This is a genomic window from Streptomyces sp. NPDC091292 (genome assembly GCF_044757265.1).
Classification (GTDB): Bacteria; Actinomycetota; Actinomycetes; order Streptomycetales; family Streptomycetaceae; genus Streptomyces.
Genome location: NZ_JBIVUQ010000001.1, coordinates 486,460 through 502,473, shown reverse-complemented (window position 1 = coordinate 502,473; position 16,014 = coordinate 486,460). Strand labels below are relative to the sequence as shown.

Genomic DNA, 16,014 nt, shown 5'->3' with positions numbered 1-16,014 from the left:
CGTCCGATTCTGCCACGGTCGGAGCGCCACGGTCAGCGACGCATGCGTACCAGTCCGGACACGGCACCCAGCACACCCGCCGCGGCCAGCGCACAGGCGCACACCAGGAGCGCGTCCCCTGATGTATACGCCCCCGGAGCCCCAACTTCCTCAAGCCGGTTCAGAAAAAGTGTTCCGAAGACCGCGACACCGCTCACCTGACCGAGCTGGGTGACCGTCGTCAGCAGTCCTCCGGCGTCCGCCGCGTCCTCGGGCCTTACCGTCGCCAGTGCCCGCGTCAGGGTGGGGCTGAAACCGAGCGCGAGCCCCGCACCCACACCGCAGTACGCCACGAACACCCACACACCACCGCTTCCCCCGTCCCGCAGCAGCAGCCCCACGGCGAGCGAGGCGAGGGCCGTGAGCGTGAACCCGGCCGGGGCCAGGACCGGTTGCCACCGCGCGGGCCAGCGGCGCCAGGTCAGCCCCACGGCCCCGAACACGAGCGCCGTCGGCACGAACGTGAGCCCCGCGCGCAGGGCGCTGTATCCGAGGGCGCCCTGGAAGTGCAGGGTGAGCGCGAACAGGAAGCCGCTGTTGATCGCCATCACGGTGAGGATCCGGAACACCGCGAGGCCCATCCCGGGGTGCCGCAGGACGTGCGGGGCGATGAGCGGGGTGCCGCCCCGCCGGGCGAGCCGGGACTCGTAGCCGCAGAACAGCGCGAAGAGCACCGCCGACGCGGCCGGCGACAGCCAGGACCACAGCGGCCAGTCGTACTCCTGGCCGAGCACCAGCGGGACCGTGAACAGGGAGACGGCTCCGCCGAGGAGGATCAGACCGGGCAGGTCGAGGGCGCGCGTGCGCCCGCGCGCGTGGGTGTCGTCGCGCGGCAGGACCCTGCGGCCGACGGCGAGCAGGGCCAGACCGACGGGCACGTTCACCAGGAACACCGGCCGCCAGCCGGTACCGAACAGGTCGGCGCTGACCAGGACGCCGCCGACCACCTGCCCGGCGGCGGCGCCGGTGGACAGCACCGCCGCGTAGGCGCCGAGCGCGCGGGCCCGGGACTCACCGGTGAAGGTCCGCTGGATGAGGCCGAGTACCTGCGGGATCATCAGGGCCGAGCCGGCGCCCTGGACGAGGCGGAAGGCGATCAACTCGCCCGTGCCGCCGGCGAGTCCGCACGCCAGCGACGCGGCCGTGAACACCGCGAGCCCCACGAGGTACAGCCTCCGGTGCCCGTACCGGTCGCCGAGACGTGCCCCGGTGATCAGCAGCACGGCGTACGTGATGGTGTAGCCCGCCACGACCAACTGCAACGCGGCGCCGGACGCGTGGAGTTCGGCCCGCAGCGTAGGCGCCGCGACATTCACGATGAACACGTCGAGCAGCGCCATGAACTGGGCGGCGAGCACGACCGCGAGCAGCCGTCCCGGCCTGCTGCCGGACCCGCTGCCAGGCCCGCTGCCGGACCCATTGTCAGTGCCAGGGGTTCTACTGGATGCGGGAGACGATCCCGTCGGGGTGCCTGTCGTCATGGCACCGAGCGTGGGGGCGTCGGGGTACGGGTAACGAGAGCCGGTCGATGCTGGTACCCACAGCACCCGGCAGGGGACGGGACACGGGACGGAAGAGGACCGAGCATGGGGGATGTGACGACTTTGGCCACCACACAGCGCCGTAGGCCGGAGCTGGCCGCCTTCCTGCGCGGGCGCAGGGCGCGGGTGACACCCGAGGACGTGGGCATGCCGCCGGGCCCGCGCCGCCGCACTCCGGGGCTGCGCCGTGAGGAGGTCGCGCAGCTCTCGGGCGTCGGCGTCACCTGGTACACGTGGTTGGAGCAGGGCCGCCCGATCAACGCGTCAGCGCACGTCCTGGACGCCGTGGCGCGAACCCTGCGTCTCGATCCGCCGGAGCGCGAGCATCTGTACCACCTGGCGGAGGTGCCGTTCGAGCCGGACCGCGAGACGGCCGTGCGGACGGCCGGGCCGGAGATCCAGGGCATCATCGACGCGCTGGACCCGCACCCGGCGGTCGTGTACAACGCGCGGTACGACATCCTCGCGACCAACCCGGCCTATCGCGACCTGTTCTTCGTGCCGGAGACCCTGGAGATCGGGATACCCAACGCGCTGTGGATGCTGTTCACGGTGGCCGAGAAGGACTGCCCGGTGGTGTTCCGCGCGTCGGAACTGCCGTTGATGGTGGCGACCATGCGCTCGGCGTACGGGCGGCATGTGGGCGAGCCCGGCTGGGAGACGTTCGTGCGGAGGCTGTCGGCGGCCAGTCCGCTCTTCGCGGAGCTGTGGGAGAGCGGTGACGTGGTGCCGCCGGGCCCGCGCGTGAAGACGTTCCGGCACGCGGCGGTGGGCGAGCTGCGGATGACCTCGGTGTCGCTGTCGATCAACGGGATGCCGGAGTGCCGGATCGTGGCGTACACCCCGGACGACGAGGAGAGCAGCCGACGGGCGGCGGTGCTGCGGGGACTACGGAAGAACGCGAAATCCCGCCCCTGAAGGGACGGGATCGGTGACCGGAATGCTGGTCGGTGGTGCGGGGAGTGGAGCTAAGGAGAATTGAACTCCTGACCTCCTGCATGCCATGCAGGCGCTCTACCAACTGAGCTATAGCCCCGCGTGTTCCTCCCGCTCGGCGGGCGAACAAGAAGAACTTTAGCCTGCGTGGAGCCGGAAAGTGAAATCCGCCGGGGGCGGACCCGGCACCCCGTTCACACGCCCCTGGCCAGGGGCTCAGTCGTCGTCGCCGAGGACCGGTTCCGGCAGTGTGCCCGCGTTGTGCTCCAGAAGTCGCCAGCCCCGCGCGCCCCGTCCGAGCACCGACCAGCAGCAGTTGGAGAGGCCGCCCAGGCTCTCCCAGTGCTGGGTTTCGAGGCCGAGGAGCCGCCCGATGGTCGTACGGATGGCGCCGCCGTGGCTGACCACGACGAGGGTGCCGTCCTCGGGCAGCTTCTCGACGTGGGCGAGGACGACGGGCGCGGCCCGGTCGGCGACCTCGGACTCCAGTTCGCCGCCGCCGCGCCGCACGGGTTCGCCGCGCTTCCACGCGGCGTACTGCTCGCCGTACCGCTCGATGATCTCCTCGTGCGTGAGGCCCTGCCAGACTCCGGCGTAGGTCTCGCGCAGGCTCTGGTCGTGGGTCACGTCGAGGCCGGTGATGGTCGAGAGTTCGGCGGCCGTCGCCGCGGCCCGTTCGAGGTCGGATGCGATGATCGCGTCGGGCCGCAGCGAGGCGAGCAGCCGGGCGGCGCGGCGGGCCTGGCCGAGGCCGGTCTCGGTGAGCGGGATGTCCGTGGAGCCCTGGAAGCGGCGCTCCACGTTCCACGCGGTCTGGCCGTGCCGCCACAGGATGACGCGGCGGCCCTTGCCGGACCGCTGCGCGGGCGTGGAAGCCGCCTGCACATCGGTCACGGCACCGGGCTCCGACCGGTCAGGGGCGCTGCTCAACGCAGCTCACCACCCAGTTCCCGCATCTCCAGGGCCGCGTCGGCGGCCTGCTCCTGGCGTACGTGCTCCGCGCCCTTGCCGCGGGTCGCCTTCGCGTCGGCGGGCAGCTCCAGCTCGGGGCAGTCCTTCCAGAGGCGCTCCAGCGCGTAGAACACCCGCTCCTCGGTGTGCTGGACGTGGACCACGATGTCCACGTAGTCCAGGAGCACCCAGCGGGCCTCGCGGTCGCCCTCGCGGCGGACGGGCTTGACCCCCAGCTCCTTGCTCAGCCGCTCCTCGATCTCGTCGACGATCGACTTGACCTGACGGTCGTTGGGCGCGGAGGCCAGCAGGAAGGCGTCCGTGATCGACAGGACGTCACTGACGTCGTAGGCGATGATGTCGTGCGCGAGCTTGTCGGCCGCCGCCTGGGCGGCGGTGCTGATCAGCTCAAGAGAGCGGTCCGTGGCGGTCACTACGCGGCTTTCGTTCGGCGGGCAGTAGCCCCAAGGGTCTCACGGACCGCCGACGTCAACCCAAACGATTACGCGCTGCCACCACCGACACACTCCTCATGGGCTGCTCCGGACCTACTCCGGGGCTACTCCGGCTTGAAGTCCTGGCCGAGTACGACCGAGACGTCGGCGTTGGCTGCGGGCTCGCCCTTCTTGACCGCCGATGTCGGCAGACCGAGCGTCTTGGCGACCTCGACGGCGTCCTGCTTGCGCGCCGTGTCCCCGTACGTGACCCGGGTCGCCGTCTGCGCGGGTGTCCCGGTACCGGCGTCGACGAAGGTGTAGCCGCCGTTGACCAGGATGATCCGCGCGGACTCGGTGGCGCTCTTGCCGCCCGTGGCGTTGCGGATGCCGACGCGGACGGCAGCGCCCTTCTCGGGGCTCTTCACGGTACCTCCGAGAACGTCCTTCACGACACTGGCGGTGGCCTGCTCGGTCAGGTTTCCGTCGGCCTGGAGCGGAAGGAGCGCCGTCTTGTAGTCGCCGCCCTTGGCGCGGTCGGCGAGCTTGGCGAGGAAGGCGCCGAGGTCCTTCTCCTTGAGCGACGGGTCGAGGATCTGTGCGAGCGACTGGACCGTGGTGGTCGCGGCCGTCGCGTCCGACGACAGCTTGCGCAGCACGCCCTGCATGACCTGCCCGAAGCGGGTGAGCTGGGCGTTCTCCGACTCGTCCGGCGCGCGGTAGGTGGCGTACGCGACGGCCATCGGGCCGCTGAGGGTCTGCTGCTCGCCCTTCTTCACGAGGGGCGCGTCGCCCTTCTTGGCCTTGTCGGCGGGCACGTCGGTGTCGGTGTCGATGTCGATGTTGCCGACGAGTTCGACCAGGTTGTTCAGGTACGGGGTGTCGAGCCGCCAGGTGCCCTCGATCGCGGTGCCGAGGAGGGTGTCGATCGATTCGCGGGTGCCGGTCGAGCCGTCGTCGTCCACGGACTTGCCGAGCGTCGTGGCGGTGCCGTTGTCGTCGGTGACGGCGAGCGCGTTGGGCAGCAGGACCGTACTGCCCTGTTTGGTGGTCGTGTTGTCGACCAGGAGGGCCGTGGAGGTGCCCTTCTTCTTGGTGTTGTGCAGATGGACGACGATCACGTCGCGGTTCTGCGGCCCTGTGGCGTCGGGGGTGCCGGACTTGCTGTCCGACGACAGGCCGGGCAGCTTGCCCGCGTACCAGAGGTAGCCGACGCCGCCGGCGGCGATCAGGGCGAGGACCACGACCAGGGCCACGATCCGGCTGCGGGCGCGGCGCTTGGCCTCCTCGCGGCGCTCGGTCCGGTTCTCGGTGAACTGCAGCCAGTCGATGACGTCTTCGGAGTCGCCGTCGGGCTCCTCGACGAAGGCGAACTGCTCGGTGCGGTAGTCGCGGGGCTCCGAGGGATCGGGGTCGGGCTCAGGACCGCCGCCGGGAGCGGAACCAGCACCAGGACCGGCACCAGGTCCCGCCTGGTACCCGGACTCGTGCGGAGCGGTCTGCTGCGGGATGTACGCGGTCTGCTCGGCGACCCGCGGCTGCTGCCCGGTCCCGGCGGCCTGACCGTAGGGGTCGTACGCGGGCATGGTCCCGGTACCGGGGCCGTCCTGACCGCCCTGCCCCTGCCCCTGCCCGTACGGGTCATACGTCCCATAACCGTCGTACGGAGACGGAGGCACCACAGGCTGCTGCCCCGTGCCGTACGGGTCGTACCCGTAACCCTGCTGCCCTTGCTGAGGCTGCTGAGGCTGCTGGTTCCCGTACCCCCCGTACTCCGGCTGCTGCGGCTGCTGCGGCTGCTGGGGTGGCTGCTGGCCCTGGGGCGGTGGCACCTGGCGGTACACGGGCTGCCCGAACTCGTCGTAGCCGACAAGCTCGTACTGGTCGCCCGTATAACCGTCGTATCGATCGTTCACAGGTGCCCCTCTCGGCTCACTCGCCGCGGTACAGCTCGCGCTTGTCGATGTAGCGGACCACGCCGTCCGGCACCAGATACCAGACCGGTGCGCCCGCGGCGACCCTCGCACGGCAGTCTGTGGAGGAGATGGCCAATGCGGGAACCTCGACGAAGGAGACACCCCCTGCGGGCAGTCCCGGGTCGGTCAGGGTGTGTCCGGGCCGTGTGACCCCGATGAAGTGCGCCAGCGAGAACAGCTCTTCGGTGGAGCGCCAGGTAAGGATCTGGCCGAGGGCGTCGGCGCCCGTGATGAAGAAGAGGTCCGTGTCCGGGTTCATCGCGCGTAGCTCGCGCAGCGTGTCCGTGGTGTACGTCGGTCCGCCGCGGTCGATGTCGATACGGCTGACCGAGAACTGCGGGTTCTCGGCGGTCGCGATGACCGTCATCAGATAGCGGTCCTCGGCCGGGGAGACCTTGCTCTCGCTCTTCTGCCAGGGCTGTCCGGTCGGCACGAAGACGACCTGGTCCAGGTGGAACTGCGCGGCGACCTCACTGGCCGCCACCAGGTGCCCGTGGTGGATCGGGTCGAACGTTCCGCCCATGACGCCGAGGCGGCGCTTGCCCGTACTCACGGGTCCCGGCGCCGGGCCGGTAGGCATGTCCTGTTCTCCCATGCGTGCAGACCCTACCGGCCCGTTCGACGGGCTTTCAGCGGTCCCGGTTGAAGCGGGTGGTCACCCACAGGAGCAACAGCAGTGCCACGAGGGCGCCGCCGCCGGTGAGGTACGGGCTGAGGCTGTTGTGGTTGCCGCCCTTCTCGCCCTCGGCGGCGAGGGTGACCAGCTGGGCTGCGGTGTGGTGGAGGCTCATCTTCGGCAGGACCTATCCGGAGGTGGGATGGGGCAACTGAGGGCCATCGTATGTGGGGGCCGGGCGGGCGGCTCGGTACGGGGGTGCCGAGGGCGGTTACTTGTTGCCGTTCACCTGTTGCCGCTCACTTGTTGCCGTAGCCCCTCAGCAGGAACCACGCCACCAGACCGATGCCCACCACCGACACCAGCAGGACGACCCGGAGCAGGTTGCCCGGTCCCTGGTCCGCTGCCTTGGCTGATTCCGTGATCCACGCGGACGCGGGGAAGTGCTCCATGGCGGTCGACTCCTTACGTGCGCAGCTCTGTCACGTTCCGTGTGCTGCCCTGTCACGGTATCTCCGCCTAGGCTGGACCCGACTTCGGGGGGCGGCCGGCGCGGCCGGACGACAACGCAGACATGGGGGCGTCATGACCGACGACAGCAGGGGCAAGGGCAAGAACAAGGGCAAGGGCAAGGAGCGGCCCGAACCGCAGGACACCGTGCCGAGCAGGCAGCGCCGGCGCTTCCCGGGAATCTCGTCCCGGACCTACGAACACCCGGCCGACCGCTCGGCGCTGGTGGCGCTGCGCAAGCTCACCGGCTTCGACACCGTCTTCAAGGCGCTCAGCGCCCTGCTGCCCGAGCGCAGTCTGCGGCTGCTGTTCCTGTCGGACTCGGTCCGGGTCTCGGACGCGCAGTTCACGCACCTCAACGACATGCTGAAGGACGCCTGCCAGATCCTGGACCTGGAGAAGGTCCCGCCGATGTACGTCAACCAGGACCCGCAGCCGAACGCGATGTGCATCGGCCTGGACGAGCCGATCATCGTCGTCACGACGGGTCTGGTGGAGCTGCTCGACGAGGAGGAGATGCGGGCGGTCGTCGGGCACGAGGTGGGGCACGCCCTGTCGGGGCACGCGGTGTACCGCACGATCCTGCTGTTCCTCACGAACCTGGCGCTCCGCGTGGCGTGGATCCCGCTCGGCAATGTCGCGATCATGGCGATTGTGACGGCGCTGCGTGAGTGGTTCCGCAAGTCGGAGCTTTCGGCGGACCGCGCGGGGCTGTTGGTGGGCCAGGACCTCCAGGCGTCGATGCGGGGCCTGATGAAGATCGCGGGCGGGAACCATCTGCACGAGATGAACGTGGACGCGTTCCTCGCGCAGGCCGACGAGTACGAGGCGGGCGGCGACCTGCGGGACTCCGTACTGAAGATCCTGAACATGCTGCCGCGTACGCATCCCTTCACGACCGTGCGCGCCGCCGAGCTGAAGAAGTGGGCCGCGACCCGCGACTTCCAGCGGATCATGGACGGTCACTACCCGCGCCGCGACGAGGACAAGGACACCTCGGTCACGGACTCGTTCCGGCAGTCGGCCTCGGCCTACGCGAATGACGTCCGTACCTCGAAGGACCCGCTGATGAAGCTGGTCACGGACATCGCGGGCGGCGCCGGGGACCTCGGCGGCAAGGTGCGCAGCAAGTTCGGCAACTTCGGAGGCTCGGGTTCCGGCGGCAGCGGCGGCGGAGACGGTGGCGGAACCGGTGGCAGCGGCGGAGACGGCGACGGCGGCAAGGGCGGCGCTAACGGTTCGGGGGAAGGCTCGGCTGAGCGCTAGCCGCCAGCGTCCCGCAGAGATTCGTCGCACTCCCGGTCGCGTACGGGTCGGTGCCGGCCGGGCCGCCCGCCTTGGCGGTCTGCCCGGCGAGCAGCGGGTGCAGCCGGTCGACGGAGTCGGTGGCGCAGGCGAGTGGCCCGGCCTGCACATAGGAGTTGGCCACCTCGGCCTGGTGCATCCGCAGATCGTCGCGGTCGAAGCGGAACAGCAGCTCGCGGCGGACGGTGAACAGGGACGCCTTCGCGGAGGGTTCGCTGCCGGTGGGGCGCAGCGCGTAGACGAAGGTGTGGTCCGAGGTGACCTCCAGCGTGTCCGCGTTCGTCTCGGTGACGTGCAGGGTGCCCTCCACGCGGATCTGCGTGTCGGCGAGCATGGCCTGTGACGGGTCGAAGCGGACCAGCCAGCCGGTGGGGGCGTGCCGCCCGTCGGACGCCGGCCGGGTGAAGCTCTGGTCGAACTGGTCGAGCTGCTGGGGGTCGAGCAGCAGCCGTACGGGCCGTACGGCGCCGCCGGTGAGGACGTCCGGGTCGAGCGAGGACTCGACCAGGAAGTCCTTGGCGGTGGTCAGGGCGGTGACGACCTGGCTGTCCGAGAAGTGCGCGGTACGGCGGGCCGGCGGCAGGGTGATCCCGTTCGCCCCGATCCGGAACTGGGCGGCGGGGCTGTGCGCGACCAGGTCGCCCGCGCTGCCGCCGGGCACCGGTGAGGTCGGGGCGAGCGGGATGACGGTGATCCGCAGCGGCTCGGCCGCCCTCGCGAGCGGGGTCGGATAGGGCTGGCGTACACCGAGGTAGATCGCGGTGCCGAAGGCGAGGGCGATCAGCAGGACCAGGATCAGCGCCTGCCGGGACATTCCGCGGCCCAGGCCGGGGCGCCGCCGGACGGCGGGGGTGTGGTCGGTGACGCGCTCCTGCGCGGAGTACTCCTGGAGCCGCGCGGCGCGCACGAACGACTCGTCGAACACGACGGATCGGTACTCGTCGTCATTGCCACCGGGAGCGCCCTCGGGTGTCCCCTGCGGTGGGTCTCCTGGCCCGCTCATACCTTCAGGGTAGGTCTCAGGGCGGCTGGGTAAACGCGGGGGAACGCGTCAAGTTCTGTCAGGTTCGCACCAGGCGAAGGGGCCCCGGACGGGTCCGGAGCGGTGGTCAGGGCGTACGCGGTACGGCGGGCACCGGTGACCGTGAGGAGTCGGCGGAGCCGGTGGTTCCGTGGGTTCCGGTGGTGCCGTTGGCCGGGCCCGCCGAGGGGGCGCCCGGAGCGTTCTGCTCGACCTCTGTGCTGGCCGGCGGCGGAACCTGGTCCTGGCGGCCCGACGAAGCGCCCCGATAGACCGCGGCGAAGGCCAGGGCGACCATGCCGACGCCCATCACCAGGGCGAGCAGCCAGGCCAGGGGGCGGTGCCAGCGGGCGTGCACGAGGGGGCCGCCGCCGTGCCGTGCGTAGCGGTCCTCGACGAGGTCCGGGTCGTACAGGTCGTCGTCGAAGCCGTGGTCATGGCCGTACGGGCGGCCGTCGTCGGGGCCGAAGCCTTCGTCGTCGCGTCCGGCGCCCCGGGCGCGGGCCCGGCGGGCCTCCGCCTCGGACGCCTCCGCGCGGGCCTCGGCCGCCGCGAGCAGCCGCTCGACGGCGGTGGGCTCATGGACGCGCGCGGACCTGACGAACTCCTCGTCGAAGACCACGGAGGCGAACTCTTCGTCCGCGCCCCCGCGGTCGTGGTCGTCGTCGGGCTCCCTGCCGTCCTGGAACGGCGTGCCCCCCACGTCGTCCGGCACCTCTCCAGAGTAGACCGGAGGGGGCAATTTGGGCAGACGGTCCGGACATTCGTCTCACCGGTCCGGGCGCCCCTGCCCTTGGGGCACGTCAGCCGCGGATGTGTCCGTCGCCCGTGACGATGTACTTGGTGCTCGTCAGCTCCGGCAGCCCCATCGGCCCCCGGGCGTGCAGTTTCTGCGTCGAGATGCCGATCTCCGCGCCGAAGCCGAACTGACCGCCGTCCGTGAACCGTGTGGAGGCATTTACGGCGACCGTCGTGGAATCGACCAATTGGGTGAATCGGCGGGCGGCCTGCTGCGAGGTGGTGACGATCGCCTCGGTGTGCCCGGAGGACCAGAGCCGGATGTGCTCGACCGCCTTGTCGAGGGAGTCGACCACGGCGGCGGCGATGTCGTACGACAGGTACTCGGTGTCCCAGTCCTCGGCGGTCGCCTCCACGACGGTGGCCTTGGAGCCCTCGGCGTACGCCTGGATCCGGGCGTCGGCGTGCACGGTGACCCCGGCCTCGGCGAGCGCGTCGAGGGCGCGCGGTACGAACGCGTCGGCGATGTCGCGGTGCACGAGAAGGGTCTCGGCGGCGTTGCAGACGCTGGGCCGCTGCGCCTTGGAGTTGATCAGGATGGCGACGGCCATGTCGAGGTCGGCCTGGGCGTCGACGTAGACATGGCAGTTGCCGGTGCCGGTCTCGATGACGGGGACCGTGGACTCCTCGACGACCGCGCGGATCAGCGCGGCGCCGCCGCGCGGGATGAGGACGTCGACCAGGCCGCGGGCGCGCATCAGTTCGCGGACGGACTCGCGGCTCTCGCCGGGGACGAGCTGGATGGCGTCGGCGGGCAGTCCGGCGCCGCCGATGGCGTCCCGCAGCACCCGGACGAGCGCGGTGTTCGACGCGAAGGCCGAGGAGGAGCCGCGCAGCAGGACCGCGTTGCCGGACTTGAGGCAGAGGGCGGCGGCGTCGACGGTGACGTTGGGCCGGGCCTCGTAGATGATCCCGACGACACCGAGCGGGACGCGGACCTGGCGCAGGTCGATGCCGTTGGGCAGCGTGGAGCCGCGGACGACCTCGCCGACCGGGTCGGGCAGCGCGACGACGTCCCGTACGTCCGACGCGATGGCGCGGACCCGCTCGGGGGTGAGCGTGAGCCGGTCGATGATCGCCTCGGCGGTACCGGCCTCGCGGGCTCTGTCGATGTCCTGCGCGTTGGCCTCGACGATTTCCCGGGTACGGACCTCCAGCGCGTCCGCGATGGCGAGCAGCGCGTCGTCCTTGGTGGCCCTCGGCAGCGGCGCGATGTCGGCGGCGGCGGCCTGCGCGCGGTAGGCGGCGCGGGCGACCGGGGACATGTTGTCGTACGGCGAGGCGGCGGAGATGGGCGGGAGCGACGTCATGCGGGAAGCGTAATGCGGCGCCGTGGGACGGTCCGCCGTTGTCCCACACCCCGAGACGGCTGTCAGAGGGGTGGACAGCCTTCCAGGGGCCGCCCGGGTCAGTACGGGTGGACTCCCACGGGCGTCGCCGGGAGCGGGCCGTACCCCTCCGCTATGCGCTGGTGGTAGGTCTCGCGGTCGATCACTTCGAGCCCGACGATCTCCCAGGGCGGCAGCTGCGCGGTCTGCCGGTGCTCGCCCCACAGGCGCAGCGCGACGGCGGCGGCGTCGTGCAGGTCGCGGGCCTCTTCCCAGTAGCGGATCTCGGCGTGGTCGTTGGCGTATCTGCTGGTCAGCAGGAAGGGGTGGTCGTGGGCGAGCTGTTCGAGGCCGCGCCTGACCTCCTTCAGCGGGGCTTCGGCGCCCGAGACGCTGAGTGTCACGTGCCACAGCCGCGGGGCGGCGTCGGTGTCCTCGCCGTCGAAGGTGTCCCCGGCCGCGACGCTCGTCAGGACGCGTTCGTCCCCCACCGCCTTGAGCGTGTGGGAGGTGCTTCCACCGCGGGACGCCGCCCCCTGGCGTACTCGTCTCACGACGGCCTCCTTTACGCAATGGTTGTGCCAATTCCCTGCAACAAAGTTGAGCAGGCCAAGGGTCCCCTCGGGGGCGCTTTTGCAGAACGTCCACCGCTGGGGCGGGCCCGGCGTGCGCCCAGGGCGGCCGTTTCGGCGGCTATGGGTGGAGGAGTACCAGATCGTCCCGGTGTACGACCTCGCGCTCGTACGCCGGGCCCAGCTCGCGCGCCAGTTCGCGGGTGGAGCGCCCGATCAGTTGCGGGATCTCCTTGGCGTCGAAGTTGACGAGGCCCCGGGCGACCGCGTGGCCCCGGGTGTCGCGCAGTTCGACGGGGTCGCCGGCGGTGAAGTCGCCCTCGACGGAGGCGATTCCGGCGGGCAGCAGGGAGGTGCGGCGCTCGACGACCGCGCGGACGGCGCCGTCGTCGAGGGTGAGGGAGCCGCGGGGTGTCGAGGCGTGCTGGAGCCAGAGCAGCCGGTCGGCTGAGCGGCGTCCGGTGGTGTGGAAGTAGGTGCCGGTGTCGCGGCCCGTCATGGCCTCGGCCGCGTGCACGGCGGAGGTGAGGACGACGGGGACACCGGCCGCGGCGGCGATCCGCGCGGCCTCGACCTTGGTGACCATGCCGCCGGTACCGACGCCCGCCTTGCCCGCGCTGCCGATCTCGATGCCGTCGAGGTCGGCGGGGCCGCGCACCTCGGCGATCCGGGCGGTGCCGGGCCTGCCGGGGTCGCCGTCGTAGAGGCCGTCGATGTCGGAGAGGAGGACGAGGAGGTCGGCGTGGACGAGGTGGGCGACGAGGGCGGCGAGGCGGTCGTTGTCGCCGAAGCGGATCTCGTCGGTGGCGACGGTGTCGTTCTCGTTGACGACGGGCAGGGCGCCCATGGCGAGGAGTTTGTCGAGGGTGCGCGAGGCGTTGCGGTGGTGGGCGCGGCGGCTGGTGTCGTCGGTGGTGAGCAGGACCTGGCCGACGCGGACGCCGTAGCGGGCGAAGGACGCCGTGTAGCGCGCCATGAGGAGGCCCTGGCCGACGCTGGCGGCGGCCTGCTGGCGGGCCAGGTCGCGGGGGCGGCGGCGCAGCCCGAGCGGGGCGAGTCCGGCGGCGATGGCGCCGGAGGAGACGAGGACGATCTCGCGCTCGCCGCCGCCCCGGGTCTTGGCGAGGACGTCCACCAGGGCGTCCACACGGTCGGCGTCGAGCCCGCCTGCGGCGGTGGTCAGCGAGGACGATCCGACCTTGACGACGATCCGGCGGGCGTCCGCCACCGGCTGCCTGACGCCCTGCCTTGCCCCTGACACCTGATTCCCCAATGCCGCTCATGTGCCGTGTACGTGTGATGTGCCACTTACGTTGATGCAATCTACGGGAGGCCCGGTGCCGGGCGCCGCCGCGTTTCGAGGGGCGGACGGGCAGCGAACCGGGGCGGGCGGTCCAGCGGACCCGGGCGACCGGAATGCCACGTACCGGTGACCGATGTCCGACCAGCGGACGGCGACGAGGAGAACACCCCCAGAGTTCCATGGCTTTCGTCCCATTTAAGGTGATTCAAGTCACCCAAGATTGCTAGCCGGTGGGCCGAAGTCATACCGTCAGTGGTCGACCTCCTTGCTCGCAAGCGGAATCTCCCGAAGCACCCCCCACCGCACACCCTCACCGCGCACCCTCACCACGCACCCTCACCCATCCGACCCTTCGCCAGGAGCCCAGCCCCGTGCCCTCCGCCGGACTCGCCCCCCGCCGCATCGTGCAGCTCTCCGTGCTGTGCGCGATGTTCGCGTTCTACACGGCCCAGCTCGTCGGCGCCCTGGTCCCGTACGTTCCGGTGTTCGTCACCGCGAGCGTCGCGGGCCTCGCGCTCGACATCTACCTCCAGTACCGGCAGCCAGGGCTGCTCTCGCTGCTCGGCAAGATCCGTCTGGACGTCACGGTCCGCCAGTTGCTGCGCGACATGCTGCTGCTGCTCGGTCTGTTGCGGATCGACGGCATCGAGCCGCTGGAGGAGCAGTCGCCGCTGACGATCGCGCTGCTCGTGTTCTACCTGCTGCACTTCGCCTGCCAGGCCACCGCGGTCATGGTGCGCCGGGTGCGGACGCTGCCGATCATCACGCGCAACATCGACGCGTCGAAGCTGCACCTGACCAAGGCGCCGCCGCGCATCCTGGCCCGCCGGCAGGCGCACCGGCTGCTCATCGGCTCGATCCCGACCACGGTCGGCCTGCTGCTCACCGCGGCCACCGCGGACGCGTACTGGGGCGGCATCGGACTCGCCGTGTCCATCGCGCTGCTCGCCGGCGGCACGCTGTACCTGGCGACCTGGCTGCTGCCGAAGAAGCGCGCGAAGAACGACCAGAAGGTCATGCAGTGGCTCGACAAGTGGCTGGCGAGCTACAAGCCGACGGTCGCCATGTACTTCTCGGGCGGTACGACCTCGGCGTACCAGGCGAACATGTGGCTCTCGACCCTCTCCGACCTCGACGCGAAGCCGCTGATCGTGCTGCGGGAGCGGTTCATGGTGCAGAAGATCGAGGCGACGGACGTACCGATCGTCTGCTTCCCGAAGGTCACGACCCTGTTCTCGCTGGAGAGTTCGACGCTGAAGATGATGCTGCACCCGGCGAACTCCGGTAAGACCTCGCAGGTGCTGCGCATCCCCACCATCAAGCACGCGTTCATCAACCACGGCGAGAGCGACAAGCTGTCCTCCTGCAACCCGTACGCGAAGGCGTACGACGAGGTGTGGGTCGCGGGTCCCGCGGCGCGTGAGCGGTACGCGCTCGCGGAGGTCGGCGTCGAGGACAAGGACGTCGTGGAGGTCGGCCGGCCGCAGCTCGCGCCGATCACGCCCTACGCGGGGCCGCCCGCCGGGGAGTTCACGACCGTGCTGTACGCGCCGACCTGGGAGGGCTGGGACGGCAACCCGGGCAATACGTCGGTGGTGCTCGCGGGCGAGAACATCGTGCGGCGGCTGCTCGCCGACCCGACCGTGCGGCTCCTCTACAAGCCGCACCCGATGACCGGTTCCGTCGAGGCCCGCGCGGGCGCGGCGAACGACCGGATCATGGCGATGATCCGCGAGGCGAACACCAAGCGGTCCGGTGCCCGGCCAGGCGCGGACGCGACGGCCGAACTGGCCCGCCGCACCGCCGCGCTGGACAAGCTCACCTACGCCGAGTTCCGTACCAGCGCGGACGAGATGGAGCGGATGCTGCTCCAGGGCGCGCCGAGCGGCGACCGCGAGGCCGAGATCGCCGAGGCGACGGCGGCGTGGGAGGCGGCGTACTGGGCGTCCCTGCCGGAGTGGGAGCACCAGATCGTCACGGACGTCCGCCCGGCGATCTTCGCCTGCTTCAACCGGGCCGACCTGCTGATCAGCGATGTGTCCTCGGTGGTCTCCGACTGGCTGAGCAGCGAGAAGCCGTACGCGGTGGCCAACACGTCGGGTCTGGGCGAGGCCGCGTTCCGCGCCGGCTATCCGACGGTGTCGGCGGCGACCATCCTGACGCCCGACGCGGAGGGGGTGCCCGACCTGCTCGCCGCGGTCCGCGCGCCCGAGAAGGACCCGTACGCGACGACCCGCGCCGAGCTGAAGGAACACCTCCTGGGCCCGTCGGACCAGCCGTCCCTGGACCGCTTCAACGGCGCCGTACGGGCGCTGTGCGCGTCCGCCGACGAGCGCCAGGTCCGTATGTCGTCCCGCCTCGCGGCGGAGATCCCGGGCCAGCGCTCGGCGACGGACGACCTGGACGCGGACCAGCCGACGGCGGACGAGTCGGACGCGATCACCGCGTAACTCCCTTAGAAACAAAAGCAGTCGGGCCCCGGAAGAAATCTTCCGGGGCCCGACTGCTTGAGCGATCAGGTGCCGTCAGAACGGCTCGAAACCGTCGAACTCCTCATCCGACTCATCCCGCTCCGCCTGCTTGTCCCGGCGCCGCTGGGCGGCCGGACGCGGCGCCTCGAAGCGGTGAGCTGAACCCCTCGATGGCCACCCTCGCACCGCCCGGCCGCAAGCGGCCTCCCAGGC

The 16,014-nt window shown here is 71.0% G+C and carries 15 protein-coding genes and 1 tRNA gene; 3 read left to right on the top strand and 13 right to left on the bottom strand.

What is annotated here, in order from left to right:
• Nucleotides 1-32: 32 nt before the first annotated feature.
• Entirely contained in the window at nt 33-1,397 is a 1,365-nt protein-coding gene (locus ACIQNU_RS02110) for an MFS transporter (RefSeq protein WP_401359843.1), read from the bottom strand.
• 228 nt (nt 1,398-1,625) lie between these two features.
• Between ACIQNU_RS02110 and ACIQNU_RS02105 the strand changes: the two genes are divergently transcribed.
• On the top strand, nt 1,626-2,498 hold the full coding sequence (locus ACIQNU_RS02105; protein ID WP_401359841.1) for a helix-turn-helix transcriptional regulator: 873 nt from the start codon (nt 1,626-1,628) through the stop codon (nt 2,496-2,498).
• Nucleotides 2,499-2,543: 45 nt separating this feature from the next.
• Here the strand turns inward: ACIQNU_RS02105 and ACIQNU_RS02100 are convergent.
• The 7 genes from ACIQNU_RS02100 to ACIQNU_RS02070 all read right to left on the bottom strand — a co-directional run bounded on the left by ACIQNU_RS02100 (nt 2,544) and on the right by ACIQNU_RS02070 (nt 6,945).
• Nucleotides 2,544-2,616, bottom strand: a tRNA-Ala gene (locus ACIQNU_RS02100).
• 116 nt (nt 2,617-2,732) lie between these two features.
• Nucleotides 2,733-3,401 (bottom strand): histidine phosphatase family protein, encoded by a 669-nt coding sequence (locus ACIQNU_RS02095; protein ID WP_401362380.1) that lies wholly within the window; start codon nt 3,399-3,401, stop codon nt 2,733-2,735.
• Between the two features lie 41 nt (nt 3,402-3,442).
• The gene (gene rsfS / locus ACIQNU_RS02090) at nt 3,443-3,901 is read right to left on the bottom strand and encodes a ribosome silencing factor (RefSeq protein ID WP_401359838.1); all 459 of its coding nucleotides are present in this window, start codon (nt 3,899-3,901) and stop codon (nt 3,443-3,445) included.
• 125 nt (nt 3,902-4,026) lie between these two features.
• Nucleotides 4,027-5,817, bottom strand: a complete 1,791-nt coding sequence (locus tag ACIQNU_RS02085; RefSeq protein WP_401359836.1) for an LCP family protein — start codon at nt 5,815-5,817, stop codon at nt 4,027-4,029.
• 16 nt (nt 5,818-5,833) lie between these two features.
• A complete protein-coding gene (gene nadD, locus ACIQNU_RS02080; RefSeq protein ID WP_401359834.1) occupies nt 5,834-6,472 on the bottom strand; it encodes a nicotinate-nucleotide adenylyltransferase in 639 nt (212 codons plus the stop codon).
• Between the two features lie 34 nt (nt 6,473-6,506).
• Nucleotides 6,507-6,668 (bottom strand): hypothetical protein, encoded by a 162-nt coding sequence (locus ACIQNU_RS02075; protein ID WP_401359831.1) that lies wholly within the window; start codon nt 6,666-6,668, stop codon nt 6,507-6,509.
• Nucleotides 6,669-6,792: 124 nt separating this feature from the next.
• Nucleotides 6,793-6,945 (bottom strand): hypothetical protein, encoded by a 153-nt coding sequence (locus ACIQNU_RS02070; RefSeq protein WP_401359829.1) that lies wholly within the window; start codon nt 6,943-6,945, stop codon nt 6,793-6,795.
• Nucleotides 6,946-7,078: 133 nt separating this feature from the next.
• On the opposite strand from ACIQNU_RS02070, the gene ACIQNU_RS02065 reads away from it, so the two are divergent.
• Nucleotides 7,079-8,269, top strand: a complete 1,191-nt coding sequence (locus ACIQNU_RS02065; protein ID WP_401359826.1) for a M48 family metallopeptidase — start codon at nt 7,079-7,081, stop codon at nt 8,267-8,269.
• On the opposite strand, the gene ACIQNU_RS02060 is transcribed toward ACIQNU_RS02065, so the two are convergent.
• The 5 genes from ACIQNU_RS02060 to proB form a co-directional block, all read right to left on the bottom strand.
• On the bottom strand, nt 8,235-9,311 hold the full coding sequence (locus ACIQNU_RS02060; RefSeq protein WP_401359824.1) for a hypothetical protein: 1,077 nt from the start codon (nt 9,309-9,311) through the stop codon (nt 8,235-8,237). The genes ACIQNU_RS02065 and ACIQNU_RS02060 overlap by 35 nt on opposite strands.
• A gap of 106 nt (nt 9,312-9,417) precedes the next feature.
• Nucleotides 9,418-10,044: a hypothetical protein gene (locus tag ACIQNU_RS02055; protein ID WP_401359822.1), complete on the bottom strand. Its 627-nt coding sequence runs from the start codon at nt 10,042-10,044 to the stop codon at nt 9,418-9,420.
• 88 nt (nt 10,045-10,132) lie between these two features.
• Nucleotides 10,133-11,419 carry a glutamate-5-semialdehyde dehydrogenase gene (locus ACIQNU_RS02050; RefSeq protein ID WP_401362377.1) on the bottom strand — a complete coding sequence of 429 codons (1,287 nt, stop codon included), beginning with the start codon at nt 11,417-11,419 and terminating at the stop codon, nt 10,133-10,135.
• A gap of 116 nt (nt 11,420-11,535) precedes the next feature.
• Nucleotides 11,536-12,009 (bottom strand): hypothetical protein, encoded by a 474-nt coding sequence (locus ACIQNU_RS02045; protein WP_401359821.1) that lies wholly within the window; start codon nt 12,007-12,009, stop codon nt 11,536-11,538.
• A gap of 139 nt (nt 12,010-12,148) precedes the next feature.
• The gene (gene proB, locus ACIQNU_RS02040; RefSeq protein ID WP_401362374.1) at nt 12,149-13,255 is read right to left on the bottom strand and encodes a glutamate 5-kinase; all 1,107 of its coding nucleotides are present in this window, start codon (nt 13,253-13,255) and stop codon (nt 12,149-12,151) included.
• Between the two features lie 446 nt (nt 13,256-13,701).
• On the opposite strand from proB, the gene ACIQNU_RS02035 reads away from it, so the two are divergent.
• A complete protein-coding gene (locus ACIQNU_RS02035; protein WP_401359819.1) occupies nt 13,702-15,780 on the top strand; it encodes a hypothetical protein in 2,079 nt (692 codons plus the stop codon).
• The last annotated feature ends 234 nt before the right edge of the window (nt 15,781-16,014 follow it).